The following is a 19,415-nucleotide window of genomic DNA, read 5'->3' as shown; positions in this document are numbered from 1 at the left end:
CCGCCGTCGGGCTCGGCCCACGGCGAAGGCCCGGCGGCCGCGATGGGCCGGACAACACCGCCGGGTGCCCGAGCGGGATGTGTGGCGAGGAAGGAATCCGTCGCAGGTCAGCGGGATTCGGCCACGAACTCGGCCTGCTGTTCGGCGGGATTCCAGGAGAGCCCGGGAACTCCCCACTCGTTGACCTTGAGCATCCGCTTGGCCTCGCGCTTGTTCCGGCCGATCAGCCGGTCCAGATAGAGGTGACCGTCGAGGTGGTCGGTCTCGTGCTGGAGGCAGCGAGCGAAGAATCCGTTGCCCTCGACGGAGACCGGTGCCCCGTCGGCGTCCTGGCCCGTCACCTTCGCCCAGTCGGCCCTGCCGGTCGGGAAGACCTCGCCGGGGACGGAGAGACAGCCTTCGAGGTCCTCCTCGGGATCGGGCATCGACTCGGGTCTGGGCGACGTCTCCAGCACCGGGTTGACCACGACTCCCCGGTACCAGGTGCCCTCGTCGTCATGGCAGTGATAGACGAAGAGCCTGCGGTCGTCACCGATCTGATTGGCGGCTAGACCGACGCCCTCGGCCGCCGCCATCGTCTCGAACATGTCCTCGATCAGCACGTGCAGCTCGTCATCGAAGGTCTCCACCGGACGAGTGGGCTGATGCAGGACCGGGTCGCCCGCGATCCGAATCGGATGAATCGCCATGTCGAGAGCTTAGAGGCCGGCTGCATCCCACTCCGCCGTGAGCGGGGATCAGCGTGGATCAGCTGCCCGGCAACCGGAGCAAGCAGGCACGGAGCCAGGGTGATCGACGACGCCGCAGATCGCCGCGCCTGCCCCACGCAACAGGAAGACAGGGGATCGAGGACAGGGTCGTCAGCGGTTGTCTTCGATCCCCTCCATCGGGTGCGCCGCAGGGTGCACGCGAGCCGTCGGCTCACGGCGGGTGATCACTGGTGGGCACCTCGAGCGCGGCCAGGACGACAGCCGCAGGACGCGGCTCGATCTTCGCGATCTGGTGGGCGACACGTGATGTAATGAGGAGGGCCCGGACGACAGCGATGCCGTCCGGTACCGGCAGGCGATGTCGGCTCCACGGCAGAGTCTGTCCATCGGCGATGCCCGTGTCGGCAGCGGGTGTCGTCAGCACGACGGCCGGTCGGTCGAGGAAAGAGGTCGATGCACCATGGCCTGTCCGGAGAACGACCGTCCGACCACAGGAGACGGTGTCGCCTGCTCGGACGCCCACTCCGCAGGAGACCACCGCCGGTTCAGGTCACCGCCTGTTCGATCCGCCGCCCCACCACTGCCCGACCACGACGTCCACGACCCGGACGTCCGAGATCACGATGTCCACGATCACGAGGCGAGGAGCCCGATGGAGGCCGCAGAGGCGTATCCGCCTGCCCCTCGGCACGACGCCGAGCTGACCACGCGGGAACGTGCGATCCTGGCGTTCGAGCGGCAGTGGTGGAAACAGGCAGGCACCAAAGAGCAGAAGATCCGCGAGTTGTTCGACATGTCGGCGACCCGCTACTTCCAGATCTTGAACGGGCTGCTCGACCGCAAGGAAGCGTTACAGGCCGACCCGATGCTGGTCAAGAGACTTCTCAGACAGCGTGGCGGGCGGGCGAGATCCAGAGCGGCCCGACGACAGAGCCTCGACCTTCACTGATCTCGGTTAGACGTTGAACACTGTGCAGCAGCATGCAGGAGGCCAGGGATGAGCAGCGTGGAGCCCTCCGGCTCGGCACGACCACTGCGGGGGGTCGCCTTCGGCATGTTCGGCCTGGCCGCGATCGCGCTGGTCGTCGGGGTGATGAGCCTGACCAGCGGCGAGAACTCGCTCGCCGAGCAGAGCAACCCGCCCGCCACGAGCTCGTCGGACGCCACGGCAGGCGAGTCGACCGACGAGGACGTCACCGATCCCACCGAGGGCGACGCGGGCGGTTCTGACGACGGCGACTCCGAGGGCTCCACAGACGACTCCGAGGGCTCCGCAGACGCAGAAGACCCCGCCGACGGGCCCGACTCGGGCACGGGCGGCGGCGAGGACGGCGATTCGGGCGCAGGCGGCAGCGACGCCGAACTGGGTTCTCCCTCCACCGACACTCCCCTGCGCATCTTCAACAACAGCACCATCCGGGGTCTCGCGGCCGACGCGGCAGAGGACTTCGAAGAGGCGGGCTGGGACGTGGCCGAGGTGGAGAACTACTCGGCCGGGATCATCGAGACCACCACCGCCTACTACCGCCCCGGCACCGCAGAAGAGGGCGCGGCAGGCGAGATCGGCAGCGCCTTCGGCATCCGGGTGGAGCCGCGGTTCGACGGGATCGCCGACCTCGGTCCCGGCGTGGTCCTCATCGTCACCAACGACTACGGCTCGACCACGGTCGATCCCAAGTAAGAGCGCGGCGCGGGCCGTCGAGCCGCTCGGCGGCAGGCTGCGGACCTGCCAGGACGGGACGACCGACGACATCTCCGGCCGCCTCGGCAGCGAAGGCGTCCGAGCGCGGAGAAGCCCGCCTCACCGAGGGGGCGGGGTGAGACGGGCCCTCGCAGACTACCCCGATCGGAGCAACCCCGCATCACCCGTACAGCCCACCTGATCAGGCCGTTCGGCGCATCGGATCGGCTTATCCTGGCGGATGCCCTGCCCGGTACGGCAACGCACGGGGGTTTCCGATGGCCGTCACCGATGACGCGATAGCCCGGCTGCGCGAGATGATCCAGCGCGGCGAACTGGTGCCCGGCGCCCGACTCCCACCGGAGTCCGAGCTGGCCGACGGTCTCGGGCTGTCCCGCAACTCGCTGCGCGAGGCGGTGCGCGCGCTCGCGCTGGTGCACATCCTCGACGTCCGGCAGGGCAGCGGCACCTATGTCGCCAGCCTGCGGGCCGAGGAGATGCTGGACTCGCTGGCCTTCGCCCTGGAGATGTACCGCGACCACGACTCCGCGCTCGAAGTGCTCCAGGTCCGACGTATCCTCGAGCCAGAGGCGACCGCGATGACCTCGGCCAGGATGACGCCTCCGGTGCTGCACCGGCTGCGGACGCTGTGCTCGTCCATCCGCCCCGACGACCCGGTCCCCGACCTGGTCCGCCACGAACTCGACTTCCATCACGAGATAGCCAGGACGGCGGGAAACGCCTATCTGGGCAGCCTGCTGGCCGCGCTGCACAGCCCGACCGTCGACGCGAGCCTCTGGCGGCGGCTCGCGCAGGACGGTAAGACAGGGGAGACGCTGGACGAGCATCGGCTGATCGTGGACGCGCTGGCGGCCGGGAAGGCCGAACTCGCCCGCTATCACGCACGTACCCATCTGACGCACATCGAGCAGGCGCTGCGTGGATCGGCGGAGGACTGACGCCGACCCCGACGCCCGCGGTGAGGGGCAGCGCCATGGCAGAACCGCCCGATCTGGTGATCGGCGTCGACATCGGCGGCACGTCGACCACAGCGGTGCTCGCCTCGGCCGACGGCCGTCGACACGCCTGGGCTCGGGGCGAGGGCGCGAACCCCAACGCCCATCCGGTGGAGGTGGCCACGGCCCGGCTCACCGACGTCCTGCAACGGCTGCTCAGCGACGGCGGCGCCGATCGGGTGGTGGCGGGTGTGCTGGGCATGGCAGGCGTCTCCCGGCTCAGCGATCCGGCGGTGGCCGGGGCGTTTCAGCAGGCGTGGGTCGCCGCCGCAGGTCCGGCCGCGAGTCTGCGGGTTCTCAGCGACGTTGAGACGGCGTTCGCGGCCGCGACCGAGGCAGCCACCGGCGTGGTGCTCATCGCGGGCACCGGCGCGATCGCGGCCAGGATCGACGGGAACGCCCTCAGCAGGATCGCGGGCGGACACGGCTGGCTGCTCGGCGACGAGGGTTCGGCGTTCTGGCTGGGCCGGGAGGCGGTGAGACACACGCTGCGGGCGGTGGAGGGCCGCGACCGGCATGGCGAGCTGGCGGGCTCGGTGCTGGACGCGACGCTGGGAGCGGACTCGCCTGCGCCGGACGGGGCGGCCTGGAACGGCGAGGCCCGCCGCAGGCTGATCACCTCGGTCAACTCCGCACCGCCGGTCCGACTGGCCGAGTACGCCCTGCTGGTGAGCGCGGCCTACCGGGCGGACGACCCTGCTGCAGTCCGGATCGTCCACCGGGGCGCGACCGAACTCGCGACGCTCGTCCGCAGCTTGCGAATTCCTGGGGAGACGAGCCCGGTGATCCTGGCAGGCAGCCTGCTCACCTCAGGCAGCCCGATCGAGGCCGAGGTGCGGGCGGAGCTGGCGGAGTCGGCAGGCGTGCTGCCTGACGCACGATCCGACGGGCCGCCCGACGCGGCCACCGGGGCTGCCTGGCTCGCCGTCGCGGACTCGATCGGCGATCCGACGACAGCGCGGCTGGTCCACCAACGACTTACGGCGCGGGGTATTCCGGCCGCTACGCCGCGAGCCGGGGCGCAGGCGGATGGAACGGCCACCTCGGTAGGCGCGGGTGCGGGGGCCGACAGGGCATCGGGCGTGGGGCCGCCAGCGTCGCCTGCTGCTCCCGCCTCGCCGTGACCCTGTCTCGGCCTGCGACGCGCGAGAACTGCCGAACGCGACCCGACGGAGTCGACCTCGCCACCCACCGACCCGCCACAGACGACCCGGCTACGGCGAGGCAGTGCGCTCGTCCTTCCGAAGGCCGCGGAGGATCCGGAGCCCGTACAGCGCCAGCAGCGGCTTGGCGATCAGCCATTCGCCGGGGCGGTAGTCCTCCGCGCGCACGAGCCTCTCGGCGAGGTCAGGACGCTGCCGTCGCAGGTACGCGCGGGCCTTAAGCGCGTGTGCAGGCTGCGACACGATCTTGATGCGGTCGGCGTCCGCCAGCAGCGGGATGATGTTCGTGATGTTCTGCCAGGTCGTCAGGCTCTCGCTCTCTAACAGCACTGTGCCGTCGAACCTCAGTGCCGACTTCGCGTAGTCAGCCATCAGTCGAGCCTCCGCAACGCCTCCGCCCGCCGCGCCGCCGCTGAAGATCACGCAAGTGCCGGGCCCGCCGTCAGCGGGGATGGAACGAATTCCGGCACGGACTCGCCAGCGGTTGATGAGGTTCGCCGTCGGCTGGGGATTCCGATAACCCAGGACGACCACGACCACGCTCTCAGCAGCGCCCACGCCCTCGGCCACGAGAATTCGCGACCATCGCCGGTTCATCCACTCGCCCCAGGCCAGAGCGACAGCCCCAACAACCGCCAGAGCAGTCCTCCGCCGCATGCGACGTGATTCTAGGGTCCCTGGCACGCAGGCCGTTACAGAACAGCACGCGACGCATGCCGACGGGTCGGCGTGCGTCCACCAGCCCGGTAGAAGCACTGGTCAGGGGGTCTGGGCCCCAGACGTCCCGCCCGGCGCCGTCTCGGGCAGGGATCTCTCGGACTGCGGCCCCGCAAGCCGGGGCTGAGCCTGGGACGTCTGGGGCTGGGAACGGCCCGCAGCCTGCCCCGACACCGCCGAACCGCAGTCCGATCCGACACCGGCCTCCGTGTCCAGACGGTCGGCTGCCCCGCTCGAATCAGCCCCGTCCGACACCGCCTGCCCCGACATCGCCCCGTCCTGCCCTGTGGTGGACGACACAGCGGAGTCCCCTGCCCGCTCTCCGCTCTGCGGATGCCGGAGCCCCGGATGCCCCGACGGCAGCGACCGCCGCAGCACCGCCCAGCTCACCGCCAGACACAGCGTGACCAGCGGAAGGCTGAGCACGGCCCTGGCGACGACGAGCGCGCCAGCCTGCTCGGCGATCCACAGCGGCAGGAACACCGCCAGCCTGGTCAGGTACTGCCCGACCCAGACCCAGCTCGACCGACCGTAGGCACGCAGCAGGTCGGCATCCCGACGCCACCGCATCTTCTGCCCCAGCAGGACGCCCACGATCACGCCCAGCAGCGGGCGTCGCACGAGGATGCTCAAGGCCCACACCAGTGCGCTGCCCGCGTTCGAGAGGAGCTGCACCAGGAAGTAGTCGACCGCCCGCCCGGTGTACAGCGCGACGGCGCCTGCGACCGCGACGCCCAGCATTCCCAGCAGCGCGGCCACCGGCCGATGCCCTCGCCGCAGCCGCAGCACCGCGATCACCAGCCCGGCCGCCAGCGCGGCACCGGCGCCGATCGGCACCGAACCCTGGCCGAGCCACCAGGCGAGGACGAAGACCAACGGCGGCACCGAGGCGTCGGCGGCACCACGCCTGCCACCCAGTAACCGGGGCAGCGAGTCCGCGTCCGCCGCCGCTGCGGAACCCCGTCCCGCCCTGCTCCGCTCATCCAGATGTTCCGTCACGCCCCCAGCCTGCCCGATGCGGACGTGGGCAGACTCCAGCGGGCAGCCTCGCCACTGCCGAGGCGGGGCTACTCCTCGGCCGCCAGCTCGGCGAGTCGCTGCTCGACCTCGGCCCGGATCGGCGAGCTGCTGCCGTGCACGAGCGTGAGGGCCTGCTCCCACCGGAACTTCGCCGAGAGGACGTCCCCGTTCTGAAGGTGCACGTCGCCGAGCTGGCTCAGCGCCTTCGCCTCCTGCACCGACGCCCCGCAGGACACCGAGACCGACCGGGCCCGTCTGGCGAAGCTCTCGGCCGCCTGCCAGTCGGCGAGTTCGGCGGCGAGTTCGCTCAGGTTGTTGAGAACGACCGCCTCGTTGGCTGGTTCGTCGATGCGTCGGTAGAGGTCGAGTACCGCCAGGCACCGCTCGTAGGCTCGCTCGGTGCGGCCGCACGACTGGTCGATCATCGCGAGGTTGTTCAACGACATCGCCTGGCCGGTCAGGTCGCCGAGTCCTCGGTACAGGGCGAGCGCACGTTCGCCGCCACGCCGCGCCTCCTCATAGTGGCCGAGCCGGGTCTGTGCGGTGAACACACTGCTCACCGTCGGGGCCAGGATCGCGGGATCACCCAGCTCCTCGGCGAGCGCCAGCGCCTCCATGGCATGTCCGAGCGCCTCCTCAGACTGCGCCGAGCGGTAGAGGTCGACGTTGACGCGACACCGCAGCATCAGGCACTGCCCGAGCCGGTCGCCCGCCGCGCGAGCGGCGGCGAGTCCCTGATCGAACAACTCGGTCGACTCGTCGAGCAGATGCCGGAACAGCACGTAGGGCGCCGCCGCCCAGGCGATCCGCCACGCCACCTCGTTCCTGCCCTCCCGCAACGCCGTCCTTGCCGCGTGCAGCAGGTTCGTCCACTCGCGGTCGAACCAGCCGACCGCCTGCTCCGCAGTCCCCATCGCAGGCAGTTCGCCCGTCCACTCCGACGACGGGCTGCCCGTGGTGGGGCGGATCAGGTCACGACCGCACTCGGCCGCCGCCAGGTAGAAGTCGACGAGTGCCTCCGTCACAGCCCGGCGCTCCGCCGAACCCAAATCGTCGGCGGCGAGCTGTCTGGCATAGAGCCGGATCAGGTCGTGGGTGCCGAATCGGCCGTCGCCCAGGGATGACATCAGGTGCACCGACTCCAGGACGTGCAGCTGTTCCGCGACGGCGGCGAAGGACGTCTGGGCCATCGCGGCCAGCACCGATCGACTCATCTCCACACCGGGATGCACGCCGACGAGGCGGAAGAGCCGGGCCGCCTCCGGCGTCAGCCTGCGATAGGTCAGCTCGAAGGCCCCTCGGACGCTGATCTGCGAGTCGCCTGCCCGCAGTGCACCGAGTCGGCGACGTTCATCGGCGAGTTCGTCGATCAGCTCGCTCACCGTCACCTCGGCGTCGCCTGCCAGTCTGGCCGCCGCGATCCGCAGGGCGAGCGGGAGGTTCCCGCACAGACTCGCCAGTCGATCCAGCTCGGACTGCGTCAGCTCGACGTCGCCGACCACCCGGCTGACGAGTTCCCCGGCCTGAGCATCGGGCAGCGGACCGAGCCGGATCAGCCTGGCGCCGTTGGTGACCAGGAGTCCGTCCAGCATCCGCCTGCTGGTGATCAACACCGTGCAGGACTGCGCGGCCGGGAGCAGCGGCTGCACCTGCTGATGGTCGACGGCATCGTCGAGCAGCACCAGCATCCGGCGTTTGGCGGTGATCGATCGGTAGAGCGCGACGCGCTCGGTGAGACCCGCCGGGATCCGGTCGGCGGTCAGCCCGAGGCCGATCAAGAACTGCCGCAGCACCTCGGCGGGCGCCACCGGCTGCTCGTAGGGGTCGACGCCCCGGAGCGAGGCGAAGAGCTGGCCGTCGGGGAACTCCGCGGCGGGCGCGGCGCTCGCTCGGTGCGCCCACGTGACGGCGAGTGCGCTCTTGCCGAGGCCCGCGACGCCGCTGACGACCGCGATCCGCGAGCCGACGTCGTGATGGCGGCTGGGCAGCAGCGAGTCCAGGACGGCCAGCTCACCCTCACGCCCGACGAAGCCGCCGATCTGGGGCGGCAGCTGAGCGGGAATCACCGCGAGGCTCTGGACGGTCCCGGCGCGTTCCGAGTCCACCGGACCGGGGCGCACGTCCTGGGCCGGGAGGCTCGCATCATCGGGCACGGCTTCGTCGCGGAGGATGCGCTCATAGGTGCGCTGGAGCTGTGGCGAGGGATCGACGCCGAACTCTTCGGCCAGGCGCTCCCGAAGCTCGTGGTAACGCCGCAGGGCGTCGGCCCGTCGGCCGGTGCGATAGAGCACGAGCATGAGCTGATCGGTCAGGCGTTCCCGCAGCGGGTGCTGGGTGACCAGTTCGTTGAGTTCGGTCAGCAGGTCGGAGCCCATGCCGACGGCGAGCTCTGCCTCGATCCGATCCTCCACCAGACCGAGCCGGAACTCCTCGATCGACATCGAGGTCGCCCGCAGCAGCGGCAGCGCCTCCATCTCGGCCAGCGCGGGGCCGCGCCACAGTCGCAGTGCCGCCCGCAGCACCACGACCCGTGCGGTCCCCGTCGTCTCCGCCGCGCTCCTGGCCAGCTCCCTGGCGCGGTGCAGGTCGATGCGGTCGGGGTCGGTCCGCAACAGGTAGCCGGGCGAACGGGTCACGATCTCGACGTCGTCGCCGAAGGCGGCGGCACCGCCGATCAGTTTACGAAGCCGTGACACATAGCCCTGCAGGATCGTCCGAACGCTGGCGGGCGGGTCACCGGTCCAGAGCACTCTGATGATGCGGTCGACCGACACGACCTGGTTGGCGTTGAGGGTCAACAGCGCCAGCAGGCGGCGCATCGCGGGACTGCCGAGCAGGATCGGGCTACCGGAGCTGAGCACCTCGAAGGCCCCGAGCAGGCGGAACTCCAGGCCGTATCCGGCAGCAGGCATCGTCCGAGCGTCCATGGACGACCTGCCTCCTCGACCTGGCTCTGCCGGCGCCGTTCGCCGCGCACCGCCAACGTAGATCGTGGTCGCCTGCTTCGGACCGAAACCACGGAATCCTGTCGCGGACCGGCCGAGGCTCGATCAGGGTGCCGAGGACCATGACGCAGGCGGCCCCGTTCTGCCAGCGGACCGCGATTCACCCGTTAGAGAGAGGCTACTGTCGTGTCCCGCGCGCCCGGCGTCGCGGCGGCGGGCACTGGCGGCGCAGGGAGGGGAACGTGACAGCAGCACAGCCCACCGTGGTGGACCGTGCGGCAGGCTGTCTGCTGGCGGGCGCCATGGGCGATGCACTCGGTGCTCCGGTGGAGTTCTCCCGCCTCTCCGAGATCCATCGCGCCTACGGGCCGGAGGGCATCGTCGAGCTGCCCAAGCCCGCGCTCATCACCGACGACACCCAGCTCACCCTGTTCACGGCCGAGGGTTACATCAGCGCCTGGGTACGCGGCAAGCATCTCCAGACCTGGAACCCGGCACACGAGGTGTGGCTGGCGTATCGCCGTTGGCTGTCCACGCAGCAGGGCAAGGGCCCCGGCGAGAATCCCGCAGGCCTGCTGGCCGAGCGCAGGCTCTACGCCAACCGGTCCCCCGGCCTGGCGACCTTGCGTGCGCTGGCCAATGAACACCCGCCCACCGACGACATCCAGTACGAGACGGCCAACGGCTGCGGCGGTGTGGTGCGCACGGCGCCCGCAGGATTCGCCCCGACGGGTGAACTCGCCTACCGGATGGGCTGTCAGTTCGCCGCGTTGACGCACGGCCACCCCGAAGGCTGGGCGCCCGCAGGGTCGCTGGCACTGCTGGTGCACCTGCTGGCCGTCCGCCGCCGCACGCTCAGCGAGGCGGTGGATCAGGTGACCGGGCGGGTGCTGCGCGACGATCCGACCACCGCAGGCCTGCTGGCGGCCGCTGCCCGCGCAGCCGAACGGGACAACGAGGACGCAAGGGCGTCGAGGGAGGCGCGGGCCTTCGGCAGGCCGCCCCACACCGGCGGCCCGTCGGCCGACTCCATCGCCGACCTGGGTGCGGGCTGGGTTGCCCCGGAGACCCTCGCCATCGCGGTGTACGCGGCGCTGACGCATCGCAAGTCCGCGCAGTTCCCGGACGCGCTGCGGCTGGCGGCGAACCACTCCGGCGACAGCGACTCGACGGCGGCGCTGACGGGCAACATCCTCGGCGCGCTGCACGGCACCGCCGTGCTGCCCAAGCCGTGGCTGGCCCGGCTCGAACTCGCCGACGTGATCGCCGACATCGGCTACGACCTCGGTGCGACGTGTGCGGGCGAGGAGTTCGAGGAAGGCCGATACCTGGTGGCCTGAGCCGGGGTGCCTGAGCCGGTATGCGCCGCGCCCGCCTCGGCATTCGACCCGACATCGTCGTGGTGCGGCGGGCCCGATCGGTACCGGCCGCCACAGGTACAGGTGCGGCTACGCCCGGCAGAGCCCGGCGTCGTGATCAGCGGGTCGGCCTGCGCGCCTGCGCCTGCGCAGCCACCGCGCCTGCGGTGCGGTCCGCCCGTCCTGGCACGAACCGCACCGCCCGCCGTCCGGGTCAGCGCTGGACCGGGATGAAGTTCCGGTCCGCGATGAAGGTCGGCCGAGGCGCGGCGGCCCCATAAGGATCGTGCAGCCGGTTCTCCACGCTGTTGAACACCAGGAAGATGTTCGAGCGGGGGAACGGAGTGATGTTGTTGCCCGAGCCGTGCATCGAGTTCGAGTCGAACATCAACGCCGAGCCCGCCGAGCCGGTGAACTGCTCGATGCCGTGTTCGGCCGCCAGCTTGGTGATGCTGTTCTCGTCAGGAACACCGATCTCCTGCTCCGTGAGCGAGGCCTTGTAGTTGTTCTCCGGCGTCGCGCCGACGCAGGACACGAAGGTCCGATGCGCACCCGGCATGAGCATCAGCCCGCCGTTGAACGGGTAGTTGTCGGTGAGCGCGATGGACATGCTCACCGCGCGCATCCGGGGCATCCCGTCCTCGGCGTGCCAGGTCTCGAAGTCCGAGTGCCAGTAGAAGCCCTTGCCCTTGTACCCGGGCATGAAGTTCACCCGGCTCTGATGGATGTAGACATCGGAGCCGACGATCTGCCTGGCTCGATCGAGCACCCGCTCATCGGCGGCGAGCCTGCCGATCGCCTCGCTGATCTTGTGCACCTCGAAGATGGACCGGACCTCGTCGGAGGCCTTCTCCACGATGGTCCGCTCGTCCGCCTTGACCTCGGCGTCGTTGGAGAGCCGCTGGAGCTCCTGCCAGAACTCCTGCACCTCGGCGGGCGTGAGCAGGCCGTCGACCGTGAGGAAGCCCTTCTCGTCGTAGCTCGCCAAGGTCTGGCGGTCGATCGGGCCGGACTGCACGCCCGGCCACACCACCGGGTCCTGGCGGCGGACGAGTGACGGCTCGGCACCCACTCGGGTGGGATAGAGATCCCCGGTCTCGACGTCGACGACAGTCATGCGCTCTCCAATCTCCGTGGCGAATTGCCGATAGGGGTTCGCATCACGTGTGCGAACCGCTCTCTTGGTTCGTGGTGGGAGGAAGCCTCGGGTCTGCGGCATGTCCGGTCTCCTACCGGATCTCATACCCTCCGGGGTCTGTGAGCAATCGCCTCCAGCAGTGGTCGGATGTGTCGGGTCTCCTCGGGCGGAGCGCTCAGGCGGTCTCGACGATCAGCGGATAGACGCCGTCGGCGTCGTGCACCTCCGCGCCGGTGACCGGCGGGTTGAACACGCACACCGTCTTGATGTCGGTCTCGGCGCGAACCTGGTGCCGTTCGTTGCCGTCAAGCAGGTACAGCGTGCCGGGAGCCAGCGGATGGACCTTGCCGGTCTCCTTGTCCGTCAGCTCGCCACGCCCCTCGACGACGAAGACCGCCTCGACGTGGTTGGCGTACCAGAAGTCGTTCACCGTGCCCGCGTAGATGGTGGTCTCGTGAACCGAGAAGCCCACGCCCTCCTTCGCGAGGACGATGCGCTTGCTGCGCCAGTTGGGCGTCTTGACGTCCCGCTCCGTGTCCTCGATCTCACCTAGCGAACGAACGATCACGTGGTCACTCCTAGCACTTGAATCGGATCAGATCAACGGGTGCGGCGGCCGGTCAGCCCGCCGCCCCACAGACGGAGCGGACCGCATCGGTGACGATGGACAGGCCGCGCTCCACCTCCTCGTCGCTGACCGTGAGCGGCGGCATCAGCTTCGCCACCTCGCTCTCCGGTCCGGAGGTCTCCATCAGCATCCCGCGCTCGAAGGCGGCCCGGCAGACCTGTCCTGCCTGCTCAGGGACGTCGAAGGCGAGGCCCCTCGCGAGGCCTCGGCCTCGGGCCTCGACACCGGGGATCGACTCGGCCAGGCCCTCGAGCGCACGGCCGATGTGCTCGCCCTTGGCACGGGTGCCCTTCTCCAGCAGGTCGCTGGTCCAGTACTCCTGCAGGGCCGCCGTCGCGGTGATGAAGGCCGGGTTGTTGCCCCGGAACGTGCCGTTGTGCTCACCGGGCTCCCAGACGTCCAGCTCGGGACGCAGCAGGGTCAGCGCCATGGGCAGGCCGTACCCGCCGATGGACTTCGACAGACACACGATGTCCGGGACGATCCCGGCCGCCTCGAAGCTGAAGAACGGCCCGGTCCGGCCGCAGCCCATCTGGACGTCGTCGACGATGAGCAGGATCTCGTGGCGTTTGCACAGCTCGGACAGTGCCCGCAGCCACTCGAGCCGCGCGACGTTGATCCCGCCTTCGCCCTGCACGGTCTCCACGATCACGGCGGCGGGCTCGTTCAACCCGGAGCCGCTGTCCTCGAGCAGCCGTTCGAACCACAGGAAGTCGGGGGTCCGCCCGTCGAGGAAGTTGTCGTAGGGCATCGGCGTCGCATGGACGAGGGGGATGCCCGCGCCGCCGCGCTTCATCGAGTTCCCCGTGACCGAGAGTGCGCCCAGGGTCATACCGTGGAAGGCGTTCGTGAAGTTGATGATCGATTCGCGTCCGGTGACCTTGCGGACGAGTTTCAAAGCCGACTCGACCGAGTTGGCACCCGTGGGACCGGGGAACTGGACCTTGTAGTCCAGGCCGCGCGGCGACAGCACCACGTCCTTGAAAGTGGTGAGGAAGTCACGTTTGGCCACGGTCCCCATGTCGAGACTGTGGGTCACCCCGTCGCGTTCCAGGTATTCGATCAAGGCACGTTTCAAGATCGGGTTGTTGTGCCCGTAGTTCAACGCGCCCGCGCCGGCGAAGAAATCCAGATACGGCGTTCCGTCGGCACCGTACAACCAGGTTCCGCTCGCCCGATCGAAGACCGTCGGCCAGCTCCTCGAATAGCTGCGAACCTCGGATTCCAAGGTTTCGAAGACGTTCACGATACTCCGTCCGATCTGGGGTCAACAGTTACCAACCGAATGCGACGACACTGGACCAGGAACAGATCGATCCCCGACATGCACAGCAGCGCCACCCCCGGCCGAGGCGCCCGCAGATGCGGACGCCTGAAGCCTGGCTGCGAAAAGATTTCATAAAGTGGGCGGGACAGCCCCGAACGGGCCGATGCGATAAAGATCTTCGGCGGCGTGGCCTGCCGGGAACAGTTCGGCGGCGAAGAGATCATGCCGCTCGATCGTGGTGGCGCGCTCTCGCGCCAGACCGGTGAACAGTCGGATCGAAGCCGTGTTGTCCGAGGTGATCGTGGTCTCGACGAAGCGCACTCCGTCCGCCACCACCCGGTCCACCAGAGTCGCCAACATGCGGCCCGCCAGGCCCTGACCTTGATGTTCGGCGTCGACGGCGACCTGCCAGACCATGAGGACCTCCGGCGCGTCCTGCCGCCGGTACCCGGTCACGAACCCGCCGAGGCGATCCCCGATCCGCGCCACCACCGAGGTGGCCGCGAAGTCTCGACCCCACAGCACGTAGGCGTAGGAGGAGTTCAGGTCCAGCGAGCCGGAATCACGCGCAATTCTCCACATTGCGGCACCGTCGGTCCGTGTCGGCGCCTCGATCATCGCGCGCGCCCCTGACCCGCTTTCATCACTTGGTCGTGCTTGATGAGCCTTGGTCATGATGAGTCAACGTAACAGAGCCGCCGAAAAGTGCCAGGTCAACGACTCACGGACCGCGCATCTACCTGGGGATTCGCAGATACCCCGGTGACAAGCACAACAAAAAGGTTGCCCCTGGCGTCAAACCAGTGTTAATAGCACACTGGAGAATAGAACTCACAGGCACCCCCCGCAACAGTGGCCTCAGGCGGTGGCAGCGTCGATCTCGGCGAGTTCGGCGTCGGTCAGCGGCGGGGCCGTGAGCGCTCCGATGTTCTGATCGAGCTGGGCGGTCGAACTGGCCCCGATCAGCGCGGACGTCACCCTGGGATCGCGCAGCACCCAGGTCAGCGCAAGTTGGGCGAGCGTCTGTCCCCGGCCGAGCGCCAGGTCGTTCAACCGGCGCAGCGGCGCCAGCTGCTCCTCGGTCAACTGCTCGGCCGACAGCGTGCCGCCCCGCGCCGCCCGCGAATCAGCGGGAACGCCTGCGAGATAGCGATCCGTCAGCAGTCCCTGCGCCAACGGCGAGAAGACGACGCAGCCGACGCCGAGTTCACCGAGCGTGGGCAGCAGCTCGGGCTCGATCCACCGATTCAGAATCGAGTACGAGGGCTGGTGAACAAGCAGCGGAATGCCTGCCCGCCGCAGAATGTCGGCGGCCTCCCGAGTCGCCGTCGCCGAATACGACGAGATTCCGACGTACAATGCCTTGCCCTGCTGATGGGCGGAGATCAGGGCGCCGATCGTCTCGTCCAACGGAGTGTCCGGATCGAATCGATGTGAATAGAACACGTCGACGTAGTCGAGTCCGGTGCGGGCCAACGACTGGTCGAGTGAGGCCAGCAGGTACTTCCGCGAGCCGCCGACGCCGTACGGACCCGGCCACATGTCGTAACCCGCCTTGGTGGACACGATCAGCTCGTCCCGGTACGGCGCGAGGTCGTCGGTCAGCAGCCTGCCGAAGGTCTGCTCCGCAGAGCCGTACGGCGGCCCGTAGTTGTTCGCGAGGTCGAAGTGCGTGATGCCCAGGTCGAACGCCCGCCGGGCCACCGCGCGGGCCGCCTCGTAGGGCCGCTCGCCGCCGAAGTTCTGCCACAGACCCAGCGAGAGCGCGGGCAGCCGCAGGCCGCTGGCACCGGTACGCCGATAGACCATGTCCTCGTACCGACCGGGCGCCGCGCGGTAGGACATACAAGTTCCTCATCACTTCGACATCACGGGAGCAGAACAGCGTGGTTCTACCACGAGCGGGGTGAAGCCGTCGTCATTGATCGATCATGATCGGGAGCGATCTCGGATCACGGGGTACCGACCGGGGCAGGAGGACTCGGGCGGTCGAGCGGCACGCACCGTGCGGTCCGATCGTGGTGCGACGAGACGGCGCGGCAGCCTGCGTCCTCGATGCCCGTCGAGTCTGCCTGATGCGGGTGAGCGAGTGGTCGCCTGCGACGTCTCGATCGCCGCGACTGTCTGGAGCCGACGAGGGGGCTCGAACCCCTGACCTCTTGTTTACAAGACAAGTGCTCTGCCAGTTGAGCTACGTCGGCGTGCCGTCCCTGCGGGCGGTCGGTCACATCGTAGGCCGCCGGGTTCGTCATGCCCATCCTGCCCGGCCCCGACACGCGGGGCACGTCCGCCGACGACCGACCCGCCCGAGTGAGTCCTCTGTCACCCGTGCGCATGGGAACACGTCGGCTGACCTGTGCGTTTCCCACCGAAGCCTAGCGTGGAGACCAGTTCTTTCGGAGCTCTCGATCACGACTTCGTCCCGACGGTCAAAACGTGTCCAAGGCCACCATCGACCACCTGCAACGGGCGCGGCGTCCACGCCGATGACCTGGGCGGCTCCCCGTGCTCACGGGCGTGCCATCCGGAGGACCCGACGTCCTCGGTCAGTGGCGACCGGTCATCGGATTCCGAGCAGGCGACGGATTCCCAGCACACATTCCCCACAAGTCGACGTCGATCGAGAGTCACTCTTTCCCGCCGAGGCGGCGACGACTGCGGTGTAGCAAGAGAAGGAGGCAGGCCCGTGGGTCTCGCCCAGCGGGCTCGTGACGTACTGCGCCGGAAGAACCCGGTGCCTGCGGCGAACGAGCACGACGTCCAGTACGGGCCCGCCCTTCCCGCCATCCCGACCATCCATCTGGTCCTCGATCTGGCCCTGCGCATCGGCGAGGTCCAGATGGCCAGCGGCGCGGGCGCCGCCGACGCCACGGCGACGATCCTGGCGGTCACCAACGCCTACGGCCTGCCGCACTGCGAGGTCGACGTCATCTACACCTCGATCACCGTGTGCTGTCACCTCGGTGTCGACCAGGCCCCGATCACCACGCTGCGGGTCGTGCGCAGCCGGTCGATGGACTACAGCAGGCTCTCCGCCACCGAGGACCTCGTCCGCCAGATCACCTCCGGCGAGATCAGCGTCGGCGACGCGCACTCCGAGCTCCAGCGGATCACCACCGCACGGCACCCCTACCCGCGCTGGGTCTCGACGCTGGCCTGGGGCGGCATGGCCGCTGCCATCGCGGTGCTCATCGGCGCCGGTCCGCTGCTGGTGATCCTCGCGGCGCTGATCACCGTGGTGATCGATCAGGTGGGCAGGCTGCTCAATCGCCGAGCACTGCCCTTCTTCTTCCAACAGATCGTCGGCGGCGCCATCGCCACCGGCGCGGCGATGGCCGTCTACGAGTCCGATCTGCTCGGCGACGCCACCACCTCGCTCGCGGTGGCGGCGAACCTCGTCGTGCTGTTGTCCGGGCTGTCCGTCGTCGGCGTCGCCCAGGACGCGGTGAGCGGCTACAACGTCACGGCCACCGGCCGGGCAGGCGAGACGCTGCTGATGACGGCGGGCCTCGTCACCGGCGTGGTGCTCGCCCTGCGGGTGGGAGTGGCGCTGGGCGCCTCAGAGGCCCAGGTCGCCGAGCGCCTGCCACCGGTGGCAGGCGAGGTGCCGATGATGGTGATCGCGGCAGCGGCCACCGCCGCCTGCTTCGCCCTCGCCAGCTACGCACCGCGACGAACGCTGCTCGTCGCCGCAGGCGCAGGCGCGATCGGACAGGCCGCGTACAGCGGACTGATCCTGTCGACCCTGGTCGGTCCGATCCCCGCCGCGGCGGGCGCCGCCGCCGTGGTCGGCTTCTGCGGCGGAGTCCTCAGCCGCAGGCTCCGCGTCCCCGCGCTCGTCATCGTGGTCTCCGGAATCGCTCCGCTGCTGCCCGGGCTGTCCACCTACCGCGCGCTCTACCAGCTCGCGGCGGAGAACGATGTGACCAGCGCCGTTCCGGATCTGATCATGGCAGCGGGCATCGCGCTGGCCCTGGGTGCCGGGGTGGTGCTCGGCGAGTTCCTGGCGCACCCCGTCCAGCGTGGTCTGAGCAGGCTGGAGCGACGGCTGGCCGGGCCGAGGATGTCCGGTCCGTTGAACCCGGCGCCGCGCCGACTCGAATGAGCAGATGTTCCACCGACTGGAGCAATCGGTTACTCAGCGACATGTGACGAGGACAACTCGATCAGCTCGACAGTCAGGAAAGGACTAGCCTCGTCCACATAGCTCTCACACACGGAGCGTCCGCGCAGCGTCGCCGGTCCCGTGTCAGTCGGGCACGGCCGATCGCTCCCCTGGAACCGAGGAGGCGAACGGTGAGCAGCGCGAGCAGCATCTCTCCGCGCGCGGATTTCATCGTTGTCGCGAACCGTCTTCCGGTAGATCTCGAAGAAGCCGAAGACGGCACGCAACGATGGCGACACAGCCCCGGCGGGCTGGTCAGCGCCCTGGAACCCTTTCTACGAGCCAGGCGCGGCGCCTGGGTCGGCTGGCCGGGCGTCGCCGACGTCGACGTCGAGCCGTTCGAAGCCTCCGACAAGTACCTGCATCCGGTGTCGCTCAGCTCCGCCGAATTCCGGGACTACTACGAAGGCTTCTCCAACGCCACGCTCTGGCCGCTTTACCACGATGTGGTGGCTCCCCCGGTGTTCGACCGCTCCTGGTGGGAGTCATACGTTCGAGTGAATCGGCGGTTCGCCGAGAGCTGCGCCGGGGTCGCCGCCGAGGGCGCGACGGTCTGGATTCAGGACTATCAGCTCCAACTCGTGCCCGCGATGCTCCGCGAGCTGCGACCCGATCTGCGCATCGGCTTCTTCCTGCACATTCCCTTCCCGCCCGTCGAGCTGTTCATGCAGCTGCCCTGGCGCGCGGAGATCGTGCGGGGCCTGTTGGGCGCCGACCTGGTTGGCTTCCACCGTCCCGGCGGGGCGCAGAACTTCCTCTGGCTGGCGCGACGGCTCGCAGGCTTCGAACCGAGCAGGGGCAGCGTGGGCGTCCGCAACCGGCCCGGCGTGGTGCAGGTCGGTGATCGCCCGGTCCGGGTCGGGGCCTTCCCGATCTCCATCGACGCCACCGGCTTCGACGCCCTGGCGCGCAGCAAGGAGACGCAGGCGCGCGCCAGGCAGATCCGCGCCGAGCTCGGCAACCCGCGCCGGATCATGCTGGGTGTCGACCGGCTCGACTACACCAAGGGCATCGACGTCCGGCTCCACGCCTTCGGCGAGCTGCTCAAGGAGGGCAGGCTCGACGCCGAGGACACCGTGATGATCCAACTCGCCACTCCCAGCCGGGAGCGGGTCGAGCACTACAAGAAGATGCGCGAGGAGATCGAGCGCGAGGTCGGCAGGATCAACGGCCAGTTCAGCCGGGTGGGCCACCCGGCCGTGCACTACATGCACTCCTCCGTGGAACGCACCGAACTCGCCGCGTTCTACTGCGCCGCCGACGTCATGGTCGTGACGCCGGTCCGTGACGGGATGAACCTCGTCTGCAAGGAGTACGCCGCGTGCCGCCACGACCTGGGCGGCGCGCTCGTGCTCAGCGAGTTCGCGGGAGCCGCCGCAGAACTCACCAGTGCGTTCCTGGTCAACCCCCATGACCTGGATGGGGTGAAGAATTCTCTAGTCGCCGCCCTGAACGTCGATCCGACGGAAGGTCGCCGTAGGATGCGCGCACTGCGCCGTCAGGTTCTCACCCACGATGTCGATCGTTGGGCAAGGTCATTTCTTGAGGCGCTGGGAACGCAACTCACGCCCTGACCGCAGTTCACCAGTCCACCCCTGATGCCGTGA

16 protein-coding genes and 1 tRNA gene are annotated in these 19,415 nt (G+C 69.2%); 7 read left to right on the top strand and 10 right to left on the bottom strand.

The window, feature by feature from the left end; all coding sequences use genetic code 11:
* Positions 1–107 precede the first annotated feature (107 nt).
* Positions 108–689, bottom strand: a complete 582-nt coding sequence (locus tag UA74_RS01870) for a peptide deformylase (RefSeq protein ID WP_075738329.1) — start codon at positions 687–689, stop codon at positions 108–110.
* Positions 690–1,362: 673 nt separating this feature from the next.
* Between UA74_RS01870 and UA74_RS01860 the strand changes: the two genes are divergently transcribed.
* From UA74_RS01860 to UA74_RS01845, 4 genes are all read left to right on the top strand, one after another.
* A complete protein-coding gene (locus UA74_RS01860; protein ID WP_075738325.1) occupies positions 1,363–1,659 on the top strand; it encodes a DUF3263 domain-containing protein in 297 nt (98 codons plus the stop codon).
* Positions 1,660–1,707: 48 nt separating this feature from the next.
* Positions 1,708–2,391 carry a LytR C-terminal domain-containing protein gene (locus UA74_RS01855; protein ID WP_075738323.1) on the top strand — a complete coding sequence of 228 codons (684 nt, stop codon included), beginning with the start codon at positions 1,708–1,710 and terminating at the stop codon, positions 2,389–2,391.
* 278 nt (positions 2,392–2,669) lie between these two features.
* A complete protein-coding gene (locus UA74_RS01850; protein WP_075738321.1) occupies positions 2,670–3,350 on the top strand; it encodes a FadR/GntR family transcriptional regulator in 681 nt (226 codons plus the stop codon).
* Positions 3,351–3,385: 35 nt separating this feature from the next.
* Complete coding sequence (locus tag UA74_RS01845; protein ID WP_075763733.1) at positions 3,386–4,531, top strand: N-acetylglucosamine kinase; 1,146 nt, start codon at positions 3,386–3,388, stop codon at positions 4,529–4,531.
* 90 nt (positions 4,532–4,621) lie between these two features.
* On the opposite strand, the gene UA74_RS01840 is transcribed toward UA74_RS01845, so the two are convergent.
* From UA74_RS01840 to UA74_RS01830, 3 genes are all read right to left on the bottom strand, one after another.
* Positions 4,622–5,140 (bottom strand): YdcF family protein, encoded by a 519-nt coding sequence (locus UA74_RS01840; protein ID WP_232237596.1) that lies wholly within the window; start codon positions 5,138–5,140, stop codon positions 4,622–4,624.
* 189 nt (positions 5,141–5,329) lie between these two features.
* Positions 5,330–6,286: a DUF3159 domain-containing protein gene (locus UA74_RS01835; protein WP_075738315.1), complete on the bottom strand. Its 957-nt coding sequence runs from the start codon at positions 6,284–6,286 to the stop codon at positions 5,330–5,332.
* 68 nt (positions 6,287–6,354) lie between these two features.
* Positions 6,355–9,234 carry an AfsR/SARP family transcriptional regulator gene (locus UA74_RS01830; RefSeq protein ID WP_075763731.1) on the bottom strand — a complete coding sequence of 960 codons (2,880 nt, stop codon included), beginning with the start codon at positions 9,232–9,234 and terminating at the stop codon, positions 6,355–6,357.
* Positions 9,235–9,494: 260 nt separating this feature from the next.
* On the opposite strand from UA74_RS01830, the gene UA74_RS01825 reads away from it, so the two are divergent.
* The gene (locus UA74_RS01825) at positions 9,495–10,592 is read left to right on the top strand and encodes an ADP-ribosylglycohydrolase family protein (protein ID WP_232237595.1); all 1,098 of its coding nucleotides are present in this window, start codon (positions 9,495–9,497) and stop codon (positions 10,590–10,592) included.
* A 232-nt stretch (positions 10,593–10,824) separates the two neighbouring features.
* Here the strand turns inward: UA74_RS01825 and thpD are convergent, their stop codons facing one another.
* From thpD to UA74_RS01795, 6 genes are all read right to left on the bottom strand, one after another.
* Positions 10,825–11,727: an ectoine hydroxylase gene (gene thpD, locus UA74_RS01820; RefSeq protein WP_075738309.1), complete on the bottom strand. Its 903-nt coding sequence runs from the start codon at positions 11,725–11,727 to the stop codon at positions 10,825–10,827.
* 196 nt (positions 11,728–11,923) lie between these two features.
* A complete protein-coding gene (locus UA74_RS01815) occupies positions 11,924–12,316 on the bottom strand; it encodes an ectoine synthase (protein WP_075738307.1) in 393 nt (130 codons plus the stop codon).
* A gap of 52 nt (positions 12,317–12,368) precedes the next feature.
* A complete protein-coding gene (gene ectB, locus UA74_RS01810; RefSeq protein WP_075738305.1) occupies positions 12,369–13,622 on the bottom strand; it encodes a diaminobutyrate--2-oxoglutarate transaminase in 1,254 nt (417 codons plus the stop codon).
* 150 nt (positions 13,623–13,772) lie between these two features.
* Complete coding sequence (ectA, locus tag UA74_RS01805; RefSeq protein ID WP_318533305.1) at positions 13,773–14,261, bottom strand: diaminobutyrate acetyltransferase; 489 nt, start codon at positions 14,259–14,261, stop codon at positions 13,773–13,775.
* Positions 14,262–14,501: 240 nt separating this feature from the next.
* Positions 14,502–15,488, bottom strand: coding sequence for an L-glyceraldehyde 3-phosphate reductase (gene mgrA / locus UA74_RS01800; RefSeq protein WP_075738302.1), 987 nt, complete (start codon positions 15,486–15,488; stop codon positions 14,502–14,504).
* A gap of 280 nt (positions 15,489–15,768) precedes the next feature.
* A tRNA-Thr gene (locus UA74_RS01795) sits at positions 15,769–15,844 on the bottom strand.
* Positions 15,845–16,329: 485 nt separating this feature from the next.
* Between UA74_RS01795 and UA74_RS01790 the strand changes: the two genes are divergently transcribed.
* Positions 16,330–17,748 (top strand): threonine/serine exporter family protein, encoded by a 1,419-nt coding sequence (locus UA74_RS01790; RefSeq protein ID WP_075738300.1) that lies wholly within the window; start codon positions 16,330–16,332, stop codon positions 17,746–17,748.
* Positions 17,749–17,939: 191 nt separating this feature from the next.
* Positions 17,940–19,382 carry an alpha,alpha-trehalose-phosphate synthase (UDP-forming) gene (locus UA74_RS01785; protein WP_083682853.1) on the top strand — a complete coding sequence of 481 codons (1,443 nt, stop codon included), beginning with the start codon at positions 17,940–17,942 and terminating at the stop codon, positions 19,380–19,382.
* Positions 19,383–19,415: the final 33 nt, after the last annotated feature.

Origin of the sequence: Actinoalloteichus fjordicus (assembly GCF_001941625.1) — a bacterium.
GTDB classification, from domain to species: Bacteria; Actinomycetota; Actinomycetes; order Mycobacteriales; family Pseudonocardiaceae; genus Actinoalloteichus_A; species Actinoalloteichus_A fjordicus.
This window is presented reverse-complemented; position numbering and strand designations above follow the sequence as displayed.

Coding starts and splice junctions, on each gene's coding strand:
- UA74_RS01870 (WP_075738329.1), bottom strand. CDS start 689: ATGGCGATTCATCCGATTCGGATCGCGGGCGACCCGGTCCTGCATCAG.
- UA74_RS01860 (WP_075738325.1), top strand. CDS start 1,363: ATGGAGGCCGCAGAGGCGTATCCGCCTGCCCCTCGGCACGACGCCGAG.
- UA74_RS01855 (WP_075738323.1), top strand. CDS start 1,708: ATGAGCAGCGTGGAGCCCTCCGGCTCGGCACGACCACTGCGGGGGGTC.
- UA74_RS01850 (WP_075738321.1), top strand. CDS start 2,670: ATGGCCGTCACCGATGACGCGATAGCCCGGCTGCGCGAGATGATCCAG.
- UA74_RS01845 (WP_075763733.1), top strand. CDS start 3,386: ATGGCAGAACCGCCCGATCTGGTGATCGGCGTCGACATCGGCGGCACG.
- UA74_RS01830 (WP_075763731.1), bottom strand. CDS start 9,234: ATGGACGCTCGGACGATGCCTGCTGCCGGATACGGCCTGGAGTTCCGC.
- thpD (WP_075738309.1), bottom strand. CDS start 11,727: ATGACTGTCGTCGACGTCGAGACCGGGGATCTCTATCCCACCCGAGTG.
- ectA (WP_318533305.1), bottom strand. CDS start 14,261: ATGATCGAGGCGCCGACACGGACCGACGGTGCCGCAATGTGGAGAATT.
- mgrA (WP_075738302.1), bottom strand. CDS start 15,488: ATGTCCTACCGCGCGGCGCCCGGTCGGTACGAGGACATGGTCTATCGG.